Genomic DNA, 15,497 nt, shown 5'->3' on the forward strand with positions numbered 1-15,497 from the left:
TAAGGCACGTCCCCACCACGGTCGTACCCGCACCCGCCGATCGGCAGGGTCGGCGGCCCCGATCCAGCACTCCGTGGCCTTTTAGTGACGGAGCGTGACAATCCCGTCGTGCATACGGGCTGCTCGGCACTACCACCCGTCGAACAGCATCGACGTTCCGGCCCGCCGGTTCGGTTGCGTCAATCGGGCGATCGATAACGACCGTTCGCTGCGCCTCTCTGACCGTTCTGGCCCGCATGGCATGCTGACCCGGTCACGGGCTCCATCCCCCTCCGGTCCCACCGGACTTCCGCAGGCCGCTCGCCTGCCCCGGGCGCGACGCCCGCCCGCACGCTCACCGCACGCACCCCGGTCGCCGGCGCGCCGCCTGCCGCCCGCCTGCCGAACGCCGCCCTCCTGCCGAACGCCTGATGAACGGAGTGACCATGGACGCGCTCTCCCGCCGAACCCTGCTGGCCGCCGGAGCGGCCACCGCCGCCACCCTGGCGGCGGGCTGCGGCAGCGACCGGGCCGGCGGGGGCGGGGAGCACGCGGTCGGCAACGCCGCCCCGATCGCCCCGGCGCCCGGGATCCAGAGCGCCGTCCCGGCCCCGGCCCCGCAGAAGCCCCGGGCCGTCCTGATCGGCGACGGCTCCACCTCGGACACCGGCCCCCAGCCCCACCAGCCCGTCGTCGAGCGGCTCCAGCCCGGCCAGCGGCCCCCGCAGTTCGTGGTCTTCTCCTGGGACGGCGCCGGCGAGCTCGACAACGGCCTGTTCGCCCGCTTCCGCCGGCTGGCCCAGGAGCACAACGCCTCGATGACCTTCTTCCTCAGCGGCCTCTACCTGCTGCCCGAGTCCAAGAAGGACCTGTACCGCCCGCCGCAGCACAAGGTCGGCGCCTCCGAGATCGGCTACCTGAGCGACCAGCACATCCACGACACCCTGGAGAACGTGCACGCCGCCTGGCTGGAGGGCCACGAGATCGGCACCCACTTCAACGGCCACTTCTGCGGCTCCACCGGCGTCGCAGCGTGGTCCCCGGAGGAGTGGGACAGCGAGATCCAGCAGGCGATGGACTTCGTGACGAACTGGCGCACCAACACCGGCTTCACCGACCTGCCGGCACTGCCCTTCGACTACGGCAAGGAGCTGATCGGCAGCCGCACCCCCTGCCTGGAGGGCCAGCGCAACCTGCTGCCCACCGCGGTCAAGCGCGGCTGGCGCTACGACAGCAGCGGCAACGGCACCCAGGTGTGGCCGCAGAAGATCCAGGGCGGCGCGCTGTGGGACCTCCCGCTCCAGGCCATCCCCTTCCCCGGGCACACCTTCCAGGTGCTGTCGATGGACTACAACATCATGTTCAACCAGTGCGGCCCCAACACCAAGGCCGATCCGGCGCTCTACGCGGGCTTCCAGGCGCAGGCGCGGGACTCCTACCTGATGGGCTTCGACCGCACCTACAACAGCAACCGGGCGCCGTACATCATCGGCAACCACTTCGAGGAGTGGAACGGCGGCATCTACATGAACGCCGTCGAGGACGCGCTCAAGTCGATCGCGGGCAAGCCGGAGGTCCGGCTGGTCTCGTTCCGCCAGCTGGTGGACTGGCTGGACGCCCAGGACCCGGCGGTGCTGCGCAAGCTGCGGAGCCTCGGCCCTGGCCAGTCCCCGGCCGGTGGCTGGGAGGGCTTCCTCGGCACCCCGGCGGCACCGCCGGTCCCCGCCCCCGCCGCCCCCTCCACCGCCACCGCCGCGGCCGCGGCCGGCTGACCCTCAGGCCCGGGCGCGGACCCGGCTCGAGAGCAGCGCCCCCAGCACCGCCACCGCGGCCATCACCAGCAGGATCGCCGCGAAAGCACCGGGCGAGCCACCGGCGGCCCCGGCGCCCTCGTGGGCGGCGGCCGGCGAGCCGCCTCCCAGCGCCGCGAACAGCACCCCCGCCAGGCCGGTCAGCAGCACGTTGCCCAGCGCGTCGCTCATCTGCAGCGCGGCCGAGTTGGCCCCCGCGTCCTCGGGCGCGGAGAGCCGCATCATCAGCACGCTGACGCTGGCGACCGTCAGCCCCATCCCGACGCCGCCGACACCCCAGGCCACCGACGCCGTCCAGGAGGGCACCGCCGGGATCAGCACCAGCGCGGCGCCCGCGATCGCCACCGCGGTCAGCACGAAGCCGCCGCGGATCATCGCCCCGCGGTAGCGCTCGGCCCCCGGCCGCCCCTGGAGCCAGGAGCCCAGCGCCCAGGAGAGCCCGCCGCTGGTCAGGGTGAGACCGGCCAGCGTGGGCGAGAAGTCCCGCTCGGTGGTCATCATCAGCGGGATGAAGGCCTCGGCCGCGAAGAACGCCCCCGCCGCCACCCCCCGCAGCAGGATCACCGTCGGCAGCCCGCGCCCGGCGCGCAGGGTCCGCTTCGGCAGCAGCCCCAGGACGGCCGGCACCAGCAGCACCGCCCCGGCGATCCCGGGGAGCAGCCCGACCAGGTCGCGCCGCTGGCCCGCGTACTGCAGCAGCCCGGCGCCGACCGCGGCCATCGCGGCCAGCAGGGTGCGGCGGCGGTCGAAGTCCGCGCCCCGGGGCACCGGGTGCTCCCGCTCGGAGCGGGCCAGCGCGGGGCCCATCACGGCCAGCGGCAGCAGGATCAGCACCGGCACCGCCAGGAACACCCAGCGCCAGCCGAGGTGCTGGGTGACGGCCCCGGAGACCAGCGGGCCGACGATCGAGGGCAGCACCCAGGCCGAGGAGAAGGCGGCGAACACCGACGGGCGCAGCCGCTCCGGGTAGGCCCGGCCGACCACCACGTACAACGCGACGATCACCAGCCCGCCGCCCAGGCCCTGGATCGCCCGTCCGGCCACGAACACCCACATGCCGGGTGCCGTCCCGGCCACCACCAGGCCCGCGCCGAACACCGCGATGCCGGTGAACAGCGGCCGCAGCGGGCCGCGCCGGTCGCACCACTGGCCGGAGACGACCAGGGCGAACAGCGTGGTGGTGAAGTAGCCGGAGAAGGCGAAGGCGTACAGCCCGAGGCCGTTCAGCTGGCGGGCCGCGGTCGGCATCGCGGTGTTGACGGCGGTCGCCTCGAAGGCGATCACCAGGACCACCGACACGATCCCCAGCGTCAGCGCGCGGTAGCGGCCGCCGAGGACCCCTCCACCGGGGTCGGCGCCGGAGGGTACGGGGGTGGAGTCGACCGAAGTGGGGGAGGCAGTGGTCATACGTGACATCGTAAGGGCCGTCCGCCTCGATGACCCCTGACTCGGGTCGGTGACCGGATCGGTCCGCAGGCCTGGGACCGGGCGCCCCGAGCGGTCAGTGCAGCACCTTGAGCCCCACCACACCGGAGACGATCAGGAGCAGGCAGCCGATCCGGGCCGCCGTCGCCGGGTCCCCCAGGACGGCCATGCCGTAGAGCGCGGTGCCGACCGCGCCGATTCCCACCCAGACCGCGTACCCGGTGCCGATCGGGATGGTGCGCATCGCGTAGGCCAGTCCGCCCATGCTGAACAGCAGCGCGACGCCGAAGACGAGGCCGGGAATGAGGCGGGAGAAGCCCTTGGACGATTCCAGGGCCACCGCCCACACGGTCTCCAGGAGACCCGAGACGATCAGAACGAGCCAAGCCATGACGGCCGTACCTCCGCAGTCCACAGCGGCCGGATTGCCGCTGAACTGCGTCGTCTTGTCGTCACCGGGTACGACGCGCTCGTCCGGGGTGGCGGGAAAAAAGCCACCGCTGCCGACCGTAGCACACGTTGCCACACAGAATTCACACGAGTTCATTGACCCCGTTCGGGCGGTCGGCCATCCTGAATTCACTGGCCGTGTGCCCGAGTGGCTCAGGGAACCGTCTGCAAAGCGGTGTACGCGGGTTCAATTCCCGCCACGGCCTCCAGCAAAAGGCAATTGCCGGTCGACTCGGAGGAGTCGACCGGCAATTCCGCATTCGTCGTTCCGCATTCGTCGTTCCGCATTCGTCGTTCCGGATTCCGACGGGCGCATCCGGAACACCGGATCCGGATCGGAGGACCACCGGATCCGGATTCTCCGCTCAGGCCGTGACGGCGTCCTCCGCACGGATCGGCAGCCGGCCGACCGGCAGACCGGTGGCGGCCCGGACGGCGGCGGCTACGGCCGAGGGGGCGACCACCGCGGGCACCGCGCTGACCGCCTTGGCCCCGAAGGTGGCGACCACGTCCCGCTCCTCCAGCAGCGCGGCGATCCGCACCTCCGGGGTGTCCAGCGAGGTGGGCAGCCGGTAGCCGGTGAGCGAGGGGTTGCCCAGCAGCCCGCCCGTGGTCTGCAGGTCCTCCATCAGCGCCAGGCCGACCCCCTGGGCCACGCCCGCCTCGATCCGGTCCTCGATCTGGCGCGGGTTCAGCGCCCGGCCGACGTCCTGGGCGACGGTCATCTCGACGACCCGGACCGCCCCCAGCTCGATGTCCACGTCCACCACGGCGCGCATCGCGCAGAAGGAGATGGAGACGAAGGCGTCCCCCTGCCCGGACTCGTCCAGCGGCTCGGTCGGGTGCGGGCGGCACTGGGCGGTGGCCCAGAGCTCCTTGCCCTCCAGTGCCTCGGCGACCGGCATGCCGAGCACCCCGTCGTACGAGGTGATCTTGCCGTCGGCGATCTGGAGCAGTTCCACCGACATCCCGAAGTTGGCCGCGATCGGCTGCAGCAGCTGGTGGCGGACCATCAGCGCGGCCCGCTCGACCGCTCCGCCGGAGACCCAGGTGTGCCTACCGCGCGCGGAGGGCCCGGCGATCGACTGGTCGCTGTCGGCCGGCGCGATGTAGACCTCGCTGACGCCCAGCACGGTCTGCACGATCTGCCGGGCCAGCGTGGCGAAACCCTGCCCGGCGTCGACGGCCGCGCAGATCACCGTGGCGTGGTCACCGCTGACCCGCACGGTGGCGGTGGAGACCTCGTCCTCGCCCTCCGCGCCCAGCATGTGCACCATGCCGACGGCGTAGCCGATCCCGCGCCGCACCGCCGACGGATCCCCGGCGCCGCCCGGCCCGCCGGGCAGTAGCCACTCGGCGTCCGGGTCGTCCACCGGCAGGGCCGGCAGCGGCTCGGCGGCCACCGCGTCCAGCAGCGCCTTCACCGGGGCCGGGCAGGTGACGGCCTGGCCGGTGGGCAGCGGATCGCCGGTGGCCATCGCGTTGCGGCGGCGGATCTCCACCGGGTCCACGCCGACCCGGGCGGCCAACTGGTCCAGCTGCGACTCGTACGCGAAGCAGGCCTGCAGCGCGCCCTCGCCGCGCATCCGCCCGGCGGGCGGGTTGTTGGTGCGCACCGCCCAGGCGTCCACGAACACGTTCGGGCAGACGTACGGGCCGACCGAGAAGGCCGTCGCGGCGGCCAGCGCCTCGGCCGAGACGTCGGCGTAGGCGCCGCCGTCCAGCAGGATCTGGGCCTCCACCTTCACCAACTTGCCCTCCGCGTCGGCGTGGTGGCGGTAGCGCAGGAGTGCGGGGTGGCGCGAGGTGTGGGTGTGGAAGGACTCCTCGCGGGTGAGGGTCATCTTCACCGGGCGGCCGGTGCGCAGCGCCAGCAGCGCCAGGGTGACCTGGAAGGAGATGTCCTCGCGGTCGGTGGTGGCGCCGGGCACGCCGGTGACCACCAGCCGGACCCGGTCGGGCTCCAGGCCGAGGCAGGCGGCCGTGCGGTCGCGGTCGCCGTGCGGGTCGGTGGAGGACAGGTGCAGCTCCACCCCGCCGTCCGGGCGCGGGACGGCCAGCCCGGCCTCGGCACCGAGCGGCGCCGGGTCCTGCCGGCCGACCTGGTAGAGGCCCTCGACGACGATCTCGCCGACCGCGTCCGGGTCGCCGGTGCGCAGCGGCAGGTGGCGGAACAGGTTGCCGTCCGGGTGCAGCGCCGGGGCGGTGAAGGCCTGTTCGGGGTCGGTGACCGCCTCCAGCGGCTCGTAGTCGACCGCGATCAGGCCGACCGCCAGCCGGGCGGTGTCCGGGTGGTCGGCGGCGACCGCGGCGATCGGCTCCCCGTGGTGGCGCACCACGCCCGCGGCCAGCACCGGCCGGTCGGCGACGATCGGGCCGGCCGGGGCGCCGTCCGGCAGGCCGTCCGGGCCGGGCGGCAGGTCGGCGGCGGTGACCACGGCGTGCACGCCGGGCAGGGCGAGCGCGGCCGAGGTGTCGATGCCGCGGATCCGGGCGTGCGGGTGCGGCGAGCGCAGCACCGCACCCCACAGCAGCCCCTCGGCCCACAGGTCGGCGGCGTACGGGTAGATGCCGAGCGCCTTGGGCAGCGCGTCGCTGCGCAGCGGTGAGCTGCCCAGGCCGAAGGGCTCCGGTGCGGCGCCGCCCTCGCCGCCGTCCTGCTGGAGTGCTGCGCCGATGTCGGTAGGCGACGTCATGATGCGTGGTCGTCCTCGGGGAGCCGGATGCCGTGGGCGGGGGTGGCGCCATGGGGGACGCCGGTGGTCGGGACGCCGGCCGGGGCACCGCCCTCGGCCGGGGCACCGTGCGGGTCCGCGTACGGGGTGCCGTGCGGCGGCGTGCCGTCGTGGACGGCGCCGGGCAGCGGGGTGCCGTGCGCGGGGGTGGGCTCGTAGACCGGGGCGTCGTAGCCGGTGTCGTAGCCGTTCTGCTGCTGGTGGCCGTCCGGGTAGCCGGGCGGCACGTAGGTGCCGTGGGCGGGGGTGGCCTGGTAGGGCTGCTCGGGGTAGCCCTGCGGCGGGTAGTACACCTGGTCGCCGGTGGCCTGGGCGGGGATGCCGGGCTGCATCGCCGTCAGGGCGGAGGTGTCGTACACGCCGGTGTCGTAGCCGCCGTCGCCGTACGGCTGCTCGGCCGGCAGCTGGGCCTGGGCCTCGACGTGGTCGGACGCGGCGACGGGCTCGGCGGGCGGCTGGGGGACGTGCTCGATCCAGGCGTCGGCGTCGGCGTAGACCGGCGGCTCGACGGCCGGCTCCGGCTCGACGGCGGCGAGCTGCTCGGCGGGCGTGGCCGCGGCGCCCGGCGACCCGGCCCCGGCGGGCGGTTCGGCGGCGGCATCCTCGGCGGCCCGCTCCGCCTCCTCGGCCTCCAGCGCGCGGGCGTCCGCGACGGTCTGGACGGCGGCCAGCACGCCGCGGTAGCCGGTGCAGCGGCAGAGGTTGCCGCACAGCGCCTGCCGGGCCTCGACCTCGGTGGGCCGGTGGTTGCGCTGGAGCAGGTCGTGCACGGCCATCGCCATGCCGGGGGTGCAGTAGCCGCACTGCACGGCGCCGGAAGCGGCCAGCGCCTGCTGGACGTCGCTCGCGCCGCCGCCGGCCGACAGGCCCTCGACGGTGTTGATCTCGCTGTCGGCGGCCAGCGCGGCGGGCACCAGGCAGCCGGCCACCAGCTGGCCGTCCACCTGCACCGAGCAGGCCCCGCACTCGCCCTGCTCGCAGCCGTCCTTGGCACCGGCCAGGCCGAGCCGCTCGCGCAGCACGTAGAGCAGGCTCTCGCCGATCCAGGCGTCGGTGACGGGCCGTTCGAAACCGTTGACCCGCAAGGTGTAGGAGGCGCACGGGCGCAGCTCCCGGCTGACCTGCGGGGCGAGGCCGAGCGGATCGGCGTCGAGGGTCTCGATGGGTTCTGTGCTCACTTCAGCGCCCTTCCCAGTGCCCGTCGGGCCAGCACCGATACGGTACGCCGCAGCCGAACGGCGGCCGCGGTCGGCCCCTCGGTCACGGCCTCCCAGGCGCCCTCGGCGCCGTAGTTGTCGGGGACGCAGGCGGCGGCCACGTACTCGCCGAAGGCGGCGCCCGCGGCCGGGTCGATCTCCCGGCTGCCGTCCCAGTCGATGCAGCCGGCCACCCAGGCCTCGGCCTCCAGCGGGCGCAGCGGCACCGGGGCGACGGCGCCGACGGCGCAGCGCACGGCGCGCCGGGCCGGGTCGAGGACGAGGGCGACGGAGGCGGTGGCGCGGGCCGGGCCGCTGCGGCCGGTGGCCTTGAGGAAGACCTGCGGAGCGTGCAGCAGCGGGACCCGCACCCAGGTGAGCAGTTCGCCGGGCCGGACCGGGTCGAGGCCGGTGAGCAGGTGACTGACCGGCACCTCTCGGCTGCCGCCGGCCCGGGCGAGGGTGACGGTGGCCTCCAGGGCGGCGAGCACCGGGAGGGTGTCGCCGGCCGGGGCGGCGGTGACGATGTTGCCGCCGAGGGTGCCGACGTTGCGGACCTGCGGCGGTCCGGCGGTGCGGGCGGCGTCGGCGAGGGCGGGGATGAGCGCGGCGAAGTCGGGGCGGTCCATCCGGGCGTGGGTGAGGCCGGCGCCGAGCACGGCGGTGCCGCCGTCCTCGTAGCGCCAGCCCCGCAGTTCGGTGATCCGGCCGAGGCCGACCAGGGCGGCGGGGCGCAGCCGTCCGGCGTTGACGGCCTCCATGAGGTCGGTGGCTCCGGCCACCGGTACCGCGGCCGGGGCGGCGGCCAGCGCGTCGACGGCCTCGTCGAGCGAGGCCGGCAGCATGATCGTCCGGTTCACCTGGGTCCCACCGTGCTCCACTTGCTCATCGATCGCGTGCCGCCCGCGGCCGCGGCCGCACTGTCCGCGTCAGCAGCCCGGCCTGGCCGTAGGGTACGGGCGATCGGGCCGGGTTGGGCAACTCTGGCACACAATGCTCGATGATCATTTCGGGACCGGTGAACGGGACTGCCCGATTGGGACGGATACCGGGCGGTATCTACCCCGACCCTGATCAGGTCGAGGCAGATGTTCATCTCTTCTTGACGTCAGATGACCGTCCATAAGTTCCCGGTGGACGCATCGGCGCACCGGAGCACCGGCTCAGCGCACCGGCGGCGGCCCCTCGATCGGCCGCCCCGCCACCCCGGGACGGCGCTGCCAGGGATGCGGGCCGTCCACCGGGCGGTACTCCACGCCCAGCGCGTCCAGCACCTCCAGGTGACCGCGCAGCCGCCGCTCGAAGCCCGGATAGTCGCGCTCGGCCGGCTCGGCGGGCAGCTCGGACCAGGCGACCTCGGCGAAGGCGACCAGCCGGGGGAAGGCCCGGTAGTCGAGGTCCCGGGCGCTGTCCGCGAACTCGCTCCACAGGTTGGCCTGGGTGCCGATGACGTGCCGGGCGGCGGCCTCGTCCAGCTGCGCCGGGACCGGCTCGAAGCGGTAGACGTCCTCCAGCGTGCGCACGAAGCCGACCGGGATCGGCTCGTCCGGCCCGTCCGCCTGCCGGTGGTCGAGGTAGACGTGCTGCTCGGGGCACATCACCACGTCGTGCCCGGCCCGCGCGGCCGCGATCCCCCCGCCGAACCCGCGCCAGGACGACACGGCGGCGCGTGACCGCCCCCACGCCTCCGGGTGCTCGGTGCCCGACGCCGACGCTCCTGCCTCCGGCGCGCCCTGCGGCGTGGTGGCGATGGCGAGACCCCCCTCCAGGATCTCGTCCCAGCCGATCAGCCGGCGGCCGCGCTCGGCCAGCCAGCGGTCGAAGTGCCGGATGAGGTGGCTCTGCAGCTCGTCCTCGTTGGCCAGGCCCAGCTCGCGGATCCGGGCCTGGGCGGCGGCGCTGTCCTTCCACTGCTCCTTGGGGCACTCGTCCCCGCCGAGGTGGACGAACTCGGACGGGAACAGCTCCAGGACCTCCTCCAGCACCCCCTCGAAGAAGCGCAGGGTCTCCTCGGAGGCGTTGAGCACGTGGTGGCTCACCCCCCAGTCCGTCCAGACGCCGAGCGCGGCGGTGTCCACCACGTCGGTGTTCCCCAGCTCGGGGTAGGCGGCGACGGCGGCCTGGGTGTGGCCGGGCACGTCGATCTCCGGGACGACGGTGACCCCGCGCGCGGCGGCGTAGGCGACGATCTCCCGCAGGTCGTCCTGGGTGTAGTAGCCGCCGTGCGGGCGGTCGTCCCGGCGCTGCGCGGAGCGGTAGCCGACCATCGAGCGCTCCCGCCAGGCGCCGCGCCCGGTCAGCCTGGGGTAACGCTTGATCTCCACCCGCCAGCCCTGGTCGTCGGTCAGGTGCAGGTGCAGCACGTTGAGCTTGTGCGCGGCCAGCAGGTCGACGAAGCGCAGCACGTCGGACTTGGGCAGGAAGTGCCGGGCGACGTCCAGCAGCGCGCCGCGCCAGCCGAACCGGGGCGCGTCCGCGATGTCCGCGCCGGGCAGCACCCAGCCCTCCCGGCGCAGCGGGGAACGGCGGTACGCGTCCGGCCCGAGCAGCTGCCGCAGGGTCTGCGCGGCCCACAGCGCGCCGGCCGGGCCGCCCGCGGCGAGCAGGGCGTGGCCGGGGCGCACCGTGATCCGGTACGCCTCGGCGGCCAGGGTGTCGTCCAGCACCAGTTCGATGCCCGTGCCCGGTCGGCCCGGACCGAGCGGGAGCCCGGTGGCCGCGGACAGCGTGCCGCGCAGCCACCGCTCGGCGTCGGCCAGGCCGGGCGGAGCGGTCAGCGTGGTGGTGGCGTCGAGCGGGAAGTCCTCGTCCGGGCGCCGGACGGCACTCGAAGGTGCGGGAATGAGGTCCATTCCGACATCCTGCCCAGGGCCGCCACGATTGGCATAGACCACTTCGGAAACGCGGTGCTATGCAAAACGGCGTCCCGCGGACGGTTACTGCTTGTCGCCGTCGCCGCCCTGCGGCTTGCCGATGCCGTCGTAGATCTCCTTGCACATCGGGCAGACCGGGTACTTCTTCGGATCGCGCCCGGGCACCCACACCTTGCCGCACAGCGCCACGACCGGGGACCCGGAGAGCGCGCTCTCCATGATCTTGTCCTTCTGGACGTAGTGCGCGAAGCGCTCGTGGTCGCCGTCCCCGTGGGACACCTGCGGGACGGGCTCGACCAGGGTGCCGGTGCCGAGGCCGCGCTCGGGCTCAAGAGTGCTCATAGGTGCCAAGTCTATGGGCGCCCCCGGAAACCGGGCCAGTGTCGCGCGGCGGCCCGGGTCAGCGGGGCGGCCGCTCAGTTCATCGTCGGGTCGTCCGGGTAGGTCGCCAGTAGGGCCAGGGGGCCGCGCTGGCGGCGCAGCACCGAGCGCCACAGCCGCTCCGGCTCGGGGCTGGAGACGTCCCCGGGCTCGCAGTCCACCAGGTACCAGGCGCCGCTCTCCAGCTCCGTCTCCAGCTGGCCGGGGGACCAGCCGGCGTACCCGGCGAAGATCCGCAGGCTCCCCAGCTCCCCGGCCAGCACCTCGGGAGGCGCCTCCAGGTCCACCAGGCCGATCGCGCCGTGCACCCGCCGCCAGCCGAGCGGCTCGCCGCTGCCCGGCTCCCCCGGGGCGACCGCCAGGCCGAGCGCCGAGTCCAGCGCCACCGGCCCACCCTGGAAGACCACCGCGGGCTGGCCGACGAGTCCGCTCCAGCCGTCCAGCACGCTGCCGACCTCGACCGGCGTGGGCCGGTTGAGCACCACGCCGAGCGCCCCCTCGGCGTCGTGGTCGAGGAGCAGTACCACCGCGCGGGCGAAGTTCGGGTCGGTGAGCACGGGCGTCGCGACGAGCAGACGGCCGGTGTGAAACCGGCCTCCGTGCGAATGGGCCGCCGTCATGCCACACATGATCCCGCAGAACGGCACCGGTCGGACACCGCAACACTCGAAACCCCGCCACGCCGGACGAACACCCGTACGGCCGAACCGGCGGGCGTGAGCGGGGGCGGAGAGAGCACCATCACGGGAGAGGCTCACGGGAACCATCGGCACGCCTACTACCATCTACGGATGGTGGACGCCCCTCTACGGTGCCGACTCGGATTCTCCGGGGGCCCGAACGCGCCCGTACGCCCGTACCACCGGTCCACCAGCGGCTCCGTACCGGAGCCGTTCCCATTCCTCTGGCACCCCGGATTGCGAGAACGATGACCGACGACGTCCTGCTGGTCCACGGCGGAAACCCGCTCGAAGGCGAGATCCGCGTCCGCGGTGCGAAGAACCTGGTTCCCAAGGCCATGGTCGCCGCCCTCCTCGGCCAGGGCCCCAGCAGACTGCGCAACGTCCCGGACATCCGCGACGTCAAGGTGGTCCGCGGCCTGCTGCAGCTGCACGGCGTGACGGTGCGCACCGGCGACGAGGACGGCGAGCTGATCCTCGACCCCTCGCACGTCGAGAGCGCCAACGTGGCCGACATCGACGCCCACGCCGGCTCCTCGCGGATCCCGATCCTGTTCTGCGGCCCGCTGCTGCACCGCCTCGGCCACGCCTTCATCCCGGGCCTGGGCGGCTGCGACATCGGCGGCCGACCGGTCGACTTCCACTTCGAGGTGCTGCGCCAGTTCGGCGCCACCATCGAGAAGCACCCGCAGGGCACCTACCTGGTCGCCCCGCAGCGGCTGCGCGGCACCAAGATCGAGCTGCCCTACCCCTCGGTCGGCGCGACCGAGCAGGTGCTGCTCACCGCCGTCCTCGCCGAGGGCGTCACCGAGCTGCGCAACGCGGCCATCGAGCCGGAGATCGTCGACCTGATCTGCGTGCTGCAGAAGATGGGCGCGATCATCACCCTGGGCACCGACCGCACCATCCTGATCACCGGCGTGGACGAGCTGGGCGGCTACACCCACCGCGCCCTGCCGGACCGCCTGGAGGCCGCCTCCTGGGCCTGCGCGGCACTGGCCACCAAGGGCGACATCTACGTCCGCGGCGCCCGCCAGCTGGAGATGATGACCTTCCTCAACACCTTCCGGAAGGTCGGCGGCGCCTTCGAGGTGGACGACGAGGGCATCCGCTTCTGGCACCCGGGCGGCGAGCTCAAGGCCATCGCCCTGGAGACCGACGTGCACCCCGGCTTCCAGACCGACTGGCAGCAGCCGCTGGTGGTCGCGCTGACCCAGGCCACCGGGCTGTCCATCGTGCACGAGACGGTGTACGAGTCCCGCCTGGGCTTCACCGGCGCGCTGAACCAGATGGGCGCGCACATCCAGCTCTACCGCGAGTGCCTGGGCGGTACCCCGTGCCGCTTCGGCGCGCGCAACTTCCTGCACTCCGCGGTCGTCTCCGGCCCGTCCAAGCTGATCGGCGCCGAGCTGGTCATCCCGGACCTGCGCGGCGGCTTCTCGTACCTGATCGCGGCGCTGGCGGCCGAGGGCACCTCGACCGTGCACGGCATCGACCTGATCAACCGCGGCTACGAGAACTTCATGGAGAAGCTGCGGGACCTCGGCGCCCACGTCGAGCTGCCCAGCGAGCAGCTGGTCGACGCGTAACGGCCGGCCGCCGGACAGGCCACGACGCCCGAGAGGCCGGGCTCCCCGCGGGGAGCCCGGCCTCTCGGGCGTTCAAGGGGTGACTCAGACGCCCTTGGCGGCTTCCTTCAGCTTGGAGCCGGCGCTCACCTTGGCGCTGTAGCCGGCCGCGATCTGGATCGGCTCGCCGGTCTGCGGGTTGCGGGCGGTGCGGGCAGCGCGGTGGGTGCGCTCGAAGGTCAGGAAACCGGGGATGGTGACCTTCTCGTCGCCCTTGGCGACGACCTCGCCGACGATCTCGGCGAAGGCGGCCAGAACGGCGTCGGCGTCCTTGCGGGTCACCTCGGCGCGCTCGGACAGCGCGGCCACCAGCTCACTGCGGTTCATGTGTACTCCTGTGGTCTGTTCGCTTGCGGTGTGCGGGGGCCCATCGGTGCTCCCACCGGGGGGCACCCGGATGGGCCGCAGGTCCGCACACTGTGCTCATGCAGGCAATGCGTGGTCGCAGGCCGGGTCCGTACCCGTATGCCGCGCGCCGGAGCCGTCGAAAGGCCCGCCCGCCCGCCTGGGAACGAATCCTGCCCCGACCTGCCCCGAGAAAGCCAATCGGGCCCCGGCCGGGCCACCCGAACATAGCCCGCCCGTTGGAGGTGTGACGCTCCGTCGGCTCCGGCGGACCGGCGCGGGCGGCGGTCGGGACGACACGCCGGAAGACCAGGGGGACGTTCCGTACTTGTCGGACACGCCTGCCCCGTGCAGGGCTACCGTACGCCCTAGGCACGACAAGCCCAAACACGCCCCTCGCCCTTGTGTCGCAAGGGTTCGGGGCGGGCTTGGGCGAGTATGGGCGCCAATCGGACATTTGACCGATCGACGACACGTCGTCGGGGCCGTCCTCAGAGCTTGACGACGGGGAAAGCGGACGTGTCGAGGGTGCCGACGATGCCGGGGGTCGGACGGGCCGGAACGGGCTCCTGGGCGTCGGCCAGGGCGGCCTCGCGCACCGCGGCGGCCACGGTCTTGGCGACGTCCTTGTGGAAGACGCTCGGGATGATGTAGTTGGCGTTCAGCTCGTCGTCGCCGACGGTGGTGGCCAGCGCCCGGGCGGCGGCGATCATCATCTCGGTGTTGACCGTGCGGCTCTGGGCGTCCAGCAGGCCGCGGAAGACGCCCGGGAACACCAGCACGTTGTTGATCTGGTTCGGGAAGTCGCTGCGGCCGGTGGCGACCACGGCGGCGGTCTGCCGGGCGACGGCCGGGTCGACCTCCGGGTCCGGGTTGGCCAGCGCGAAGACGATGGCCTGCTCGGCCATGGTGGCCAGGTCGTCGCCGTCCAGGACGTTCGGGGCCGACACGCCGATGAAGACGTCGGCGCCCGCCACGGCCTCCTTGAGGCTGCCGGTGCGGCCCGAGCGGTTGGTGTGCTCGGCGATCCAGCGCAGGCTGTCGTTGAGGTCGTCACGGCCCAGGTGGACCACACCGTGGACGTCCGCGACGGTGGCGTGCTCGACGCCGGCGGCCAGCAGCAGCTTGAGGATCGCGGTACCGGCGGCGCCGGCGCCCGACATCACCACGCGGATGTCGCCGATCTCCTTGCCGACCACCTTCAGCGCGTTGGTGAGGGCGGCCAGCACCACGATCGCGGTGCCGTGCTGGTCGTCGTGGAAGACCGGGATGTCCAGGGCCTCGCGCAGCCGGGCCTCGATCTCGAAGCAGCGCGGCGCGGAGATGTCCTCCAGGTTGATGCCGGCGAAGCCGGGGGCGATCGCCTTGACGATGGCGACGATCTCGTCGGTGTCCTGGGTGTCCAGGCAGATCGGCCAGGCGTCGATCCCGGCGAAGCGCTTGAACAGCGCCGCCTTGCCCTCCATGACGGGCAGCGCGGCCGCCGGGCCGATGTTGCCCAGGCCCAGCACCGCCGAGCCGTCGGTGACCACCGCGACGCTGTTGCGCTTGATGGTCAGGCGACGGGCGTCCTCGGGGTTCTCGGCGATCGCCATGCAGACCCGGGCGACACCCGGGGTGTAGATCATGCTGAGGTCGTCACGGTTGCGGATCGGCAGCTTCGAGGACATCTCGATCTTGCCGCCGAGGTGCATCAGGAAGGTGCGGTCCGAGACCTTGCCGATCGAGACGCCGTCGATCGCCCGCAGCTTCTCGACGATCTCCTCGCCGTGCGCCACGGAGGAGGCGGCCACGGTCACGTCGATCCGCAGCGCCTCCAGGCCGGAGGCGGTGACGTCGAGACCGGTCACCGATCCGCCGGAGGACTCCACGGCCGTGGTGATCGCACTCACCGCGTTGCCGCGGGCCGGGACCTCCAGTCGCACCGTGATCGAGTTGGAGACACTGGGCACCGTCGCCATCGACGCTTCCTTCTTCCGTCTGTCCCGCAGGCT

At 73.4% G+C, this 15,497-nt stretch carries 12 protein-coding genes, 1 tRNA gene and 1 riboswitch; of the genes, 3 read left to right on the forward strand and 10 right to left on the reverse strand.

Annotated features, from left to right (window positions below):
- Nucleotides 1-425: 425 nt before the first annotated feature.
- Nucleotides 426-1,751 carry a hypothetical protein gene (locus tag ACH4J0_RS20890; RefSeq protein ID WP_396242068.1) on the forward strand — a complete coding sequence of 442 codons (1,326 nt, stop codon included), beginning with the start codon at nt 426-428 and terminating at the stop codon, nt 1,749-1,751.
- A 3-nt stretch (nt 1,752-1,754) separates the two neighbouring features.
- Here the strand turns inward: ACH4J0_RS20890 and ACH4J0_RS20895 are convergent, their stop codons facing one another.
- Together ACH4J0_RS20895 and ACH4J0_RS20900 are read right to left on the reverse strand one after the other, a co-directional pair.
- Nucleotides 1,755-3,197: an MFS transporter gene (locus tag ACH4J0_RS20895; protein WP_396242024.1), complete on the reverse strand. Its 1,443-nt coding sequence runs from the start codon at nt 3,195-3,197 to the stop codon at nt 1,755-1,757.
- 94 nt (nt 3,198-3,291) lie between these two features.
- Complete coding sequence (locus ACH4J0_RS20900; protein ID WP_396242025.1) at nt 3,292-3,606, reverse strand: DMT family transporter; 315 nt, start codon at nt 3,604-3,606, stop codon at nt 3,292-3,294.
- Nucleotides 3,607-3,650: 44 nt separating this feature from the next.
- Nucleotides 3,651-3,716, reverse strand: a riboswitch (guanidine-III (ykkC-III) riboswitch).
- Nucleotides 3,717-3,799: 83 nt separating this feature from the next.
- Here ACH4J0_RS20900 and ACH4J0_RS20905 point away from each other — a divergent pair.
- Nucleotides 3,800-3,874: transfer RNA gene (locus ACH4J0_RS20905), tRNA-Cys, on the forward strand.
- Between the two features lie 156 nt (nt 3,875-4,030).
- On the opposite strand, the gene ACH4J0_RS20910 is transcribed toward ACH4J0_RS20905, so the two are convergent.
- The 6 genes from ACH4J0_RS20910 to ACH4J0_RS20935 form a co-directional block, all read right to left on the reverse strand.
- Entirely contained in the window at nt 4,031-6,361 is a 2,331-nt protein-coding gene (locus tag ACH4J0_RS20910) for a xanthine dehydrogenase family protein molybdopterin-binding subunit (protein ID WP_396242026.1), read from the reverse strand.
- Nucleotides 6,358-7,578 carry a 2Fe-2S iron-sulfur cluster-binding protein gene (locus ACH4J0_RS20915; protein ID WP_396242027.1) on the reverse strand — a complete coding sequence of 407 codons (1,221 nt, stop codon included), beginning with the start codon at nt 7,576-7,578 and terminating at the stop codon, nt 6,358-6,360. Before ACH4J0_RS20915 ends, ACH4J0_RS20910 begins: the two co-directional genes overlap by 4 nt.
- The gene (locus tag ACH4J0_RS20920) at nt 7,575-8,441 is read right to left on the reverse strand and encodes an FAD binding domain-containing protein (protein WP_396242069.1); all 867 of its coding nucleotides are present in this window, start codon (nt 8,439-8,441) and stop codon (nt 7,575-7,577) included. The genes ACH4J0_RS20915 and ACH4J0_RS20920 overlap by 4 nt, the downstream gene beginning before the upstream one ends.
- Nucleotides 8,442-8,759: 318 nt before the next feature.
- Nucleotides 8,760-10,448, reverse strand: a complete 1,689-nt coding sequence (locus ACH4J0_RS20925) for a beta-N-acetylhexosaminidase (protein WP_396242028.1) — start codon at nt 10,446-10,448, stop codon at nt 8,760-8,762.
- 84 nt (nt 10,449-10,532) lie between these two features.
- Complete coding sequence (locus tag ACH4J0_RS20930) at nt 10,533-10,811, reverse strand: DUF3039 domain-containing protein (RefSeq protein WP_030283993.1); 279 nt, start codon at nt 10,809-10,811, stop codon at nt 10,533-10,535.
- 74 nt (nt 10,812-10,885) lie between these two features.
- A complete protein-coding gene (locus ACH4J0_RS20935; RefSeq protein ID WP_396242029.1) occupies nt 10,886-11,479 on the reverse strand; it encodes a YqgE/AlgH family protein in 594 nt (197 codons plus the stop codon).
- 299 nt (nt 11,480-11,778) lie between these two features.
- Here ACH4J0_RS20935 and murA point away from each other — a divergent pair, with 299 nt between their 5' ends.
- Complete coding sequence (murA, locus tag ACH4J0_RS20940; RefSeq protein WP_030283988.1) at nt 11,779-13,119, forward strand: UDP-N-acetylglucosamine 1-carboxyvinyltransferase; 1,341 nt, start codon at nt 11,779-11,781, stop codon at nt 13,117-13,119.
- An 84-nt stretch (nt 13,120-13,203) separates the two neighbouring features.
- Here murA and ACH4J0_RS20945 read toward each other — a convergent pair whose 3' ends face one another.
- Together ACH4J0_RS20945 and ACH4J0_RS20950 are read right to left on the reverse strand one after the other, a co-directional pair.
- Nucleotides 13,204-13,485 (reverse strand): HU family DNA-binding protein, encoded by a 282-nt coding sequence (locus ACH4J0_RS20945; protein WP_188304146.1) that lies wholly within the window; start codon nt 13,483-13,485, stop codon nt 13,204-13,206.
- 509 nt (nt 13,486-13,994) lie between these two features.
- Nucleotides 13,995-15,464: an NAD-dependent malic enzyme gene (locus tag ACH4J0_RS20950; RefSeq protein WP_396242030.1), complete on the reverse strand. Its 1,470-nt coding sequence runs from the start codon at nt 15,462-15,464 to the stop codon at nt 13,995-13,997.
- Nucleotides 15,465-15,497: the final 33 nt, after the last annotated feature.

Source organism: Kitasatospora sp. NPDC017646 (assembly GCF_044329365.1).
Classification (GTDB): Bacteria; Actinomycetota; Actinomycetes; order Streptomycetales; family Streptomycetaceae; genus Kitasatospora.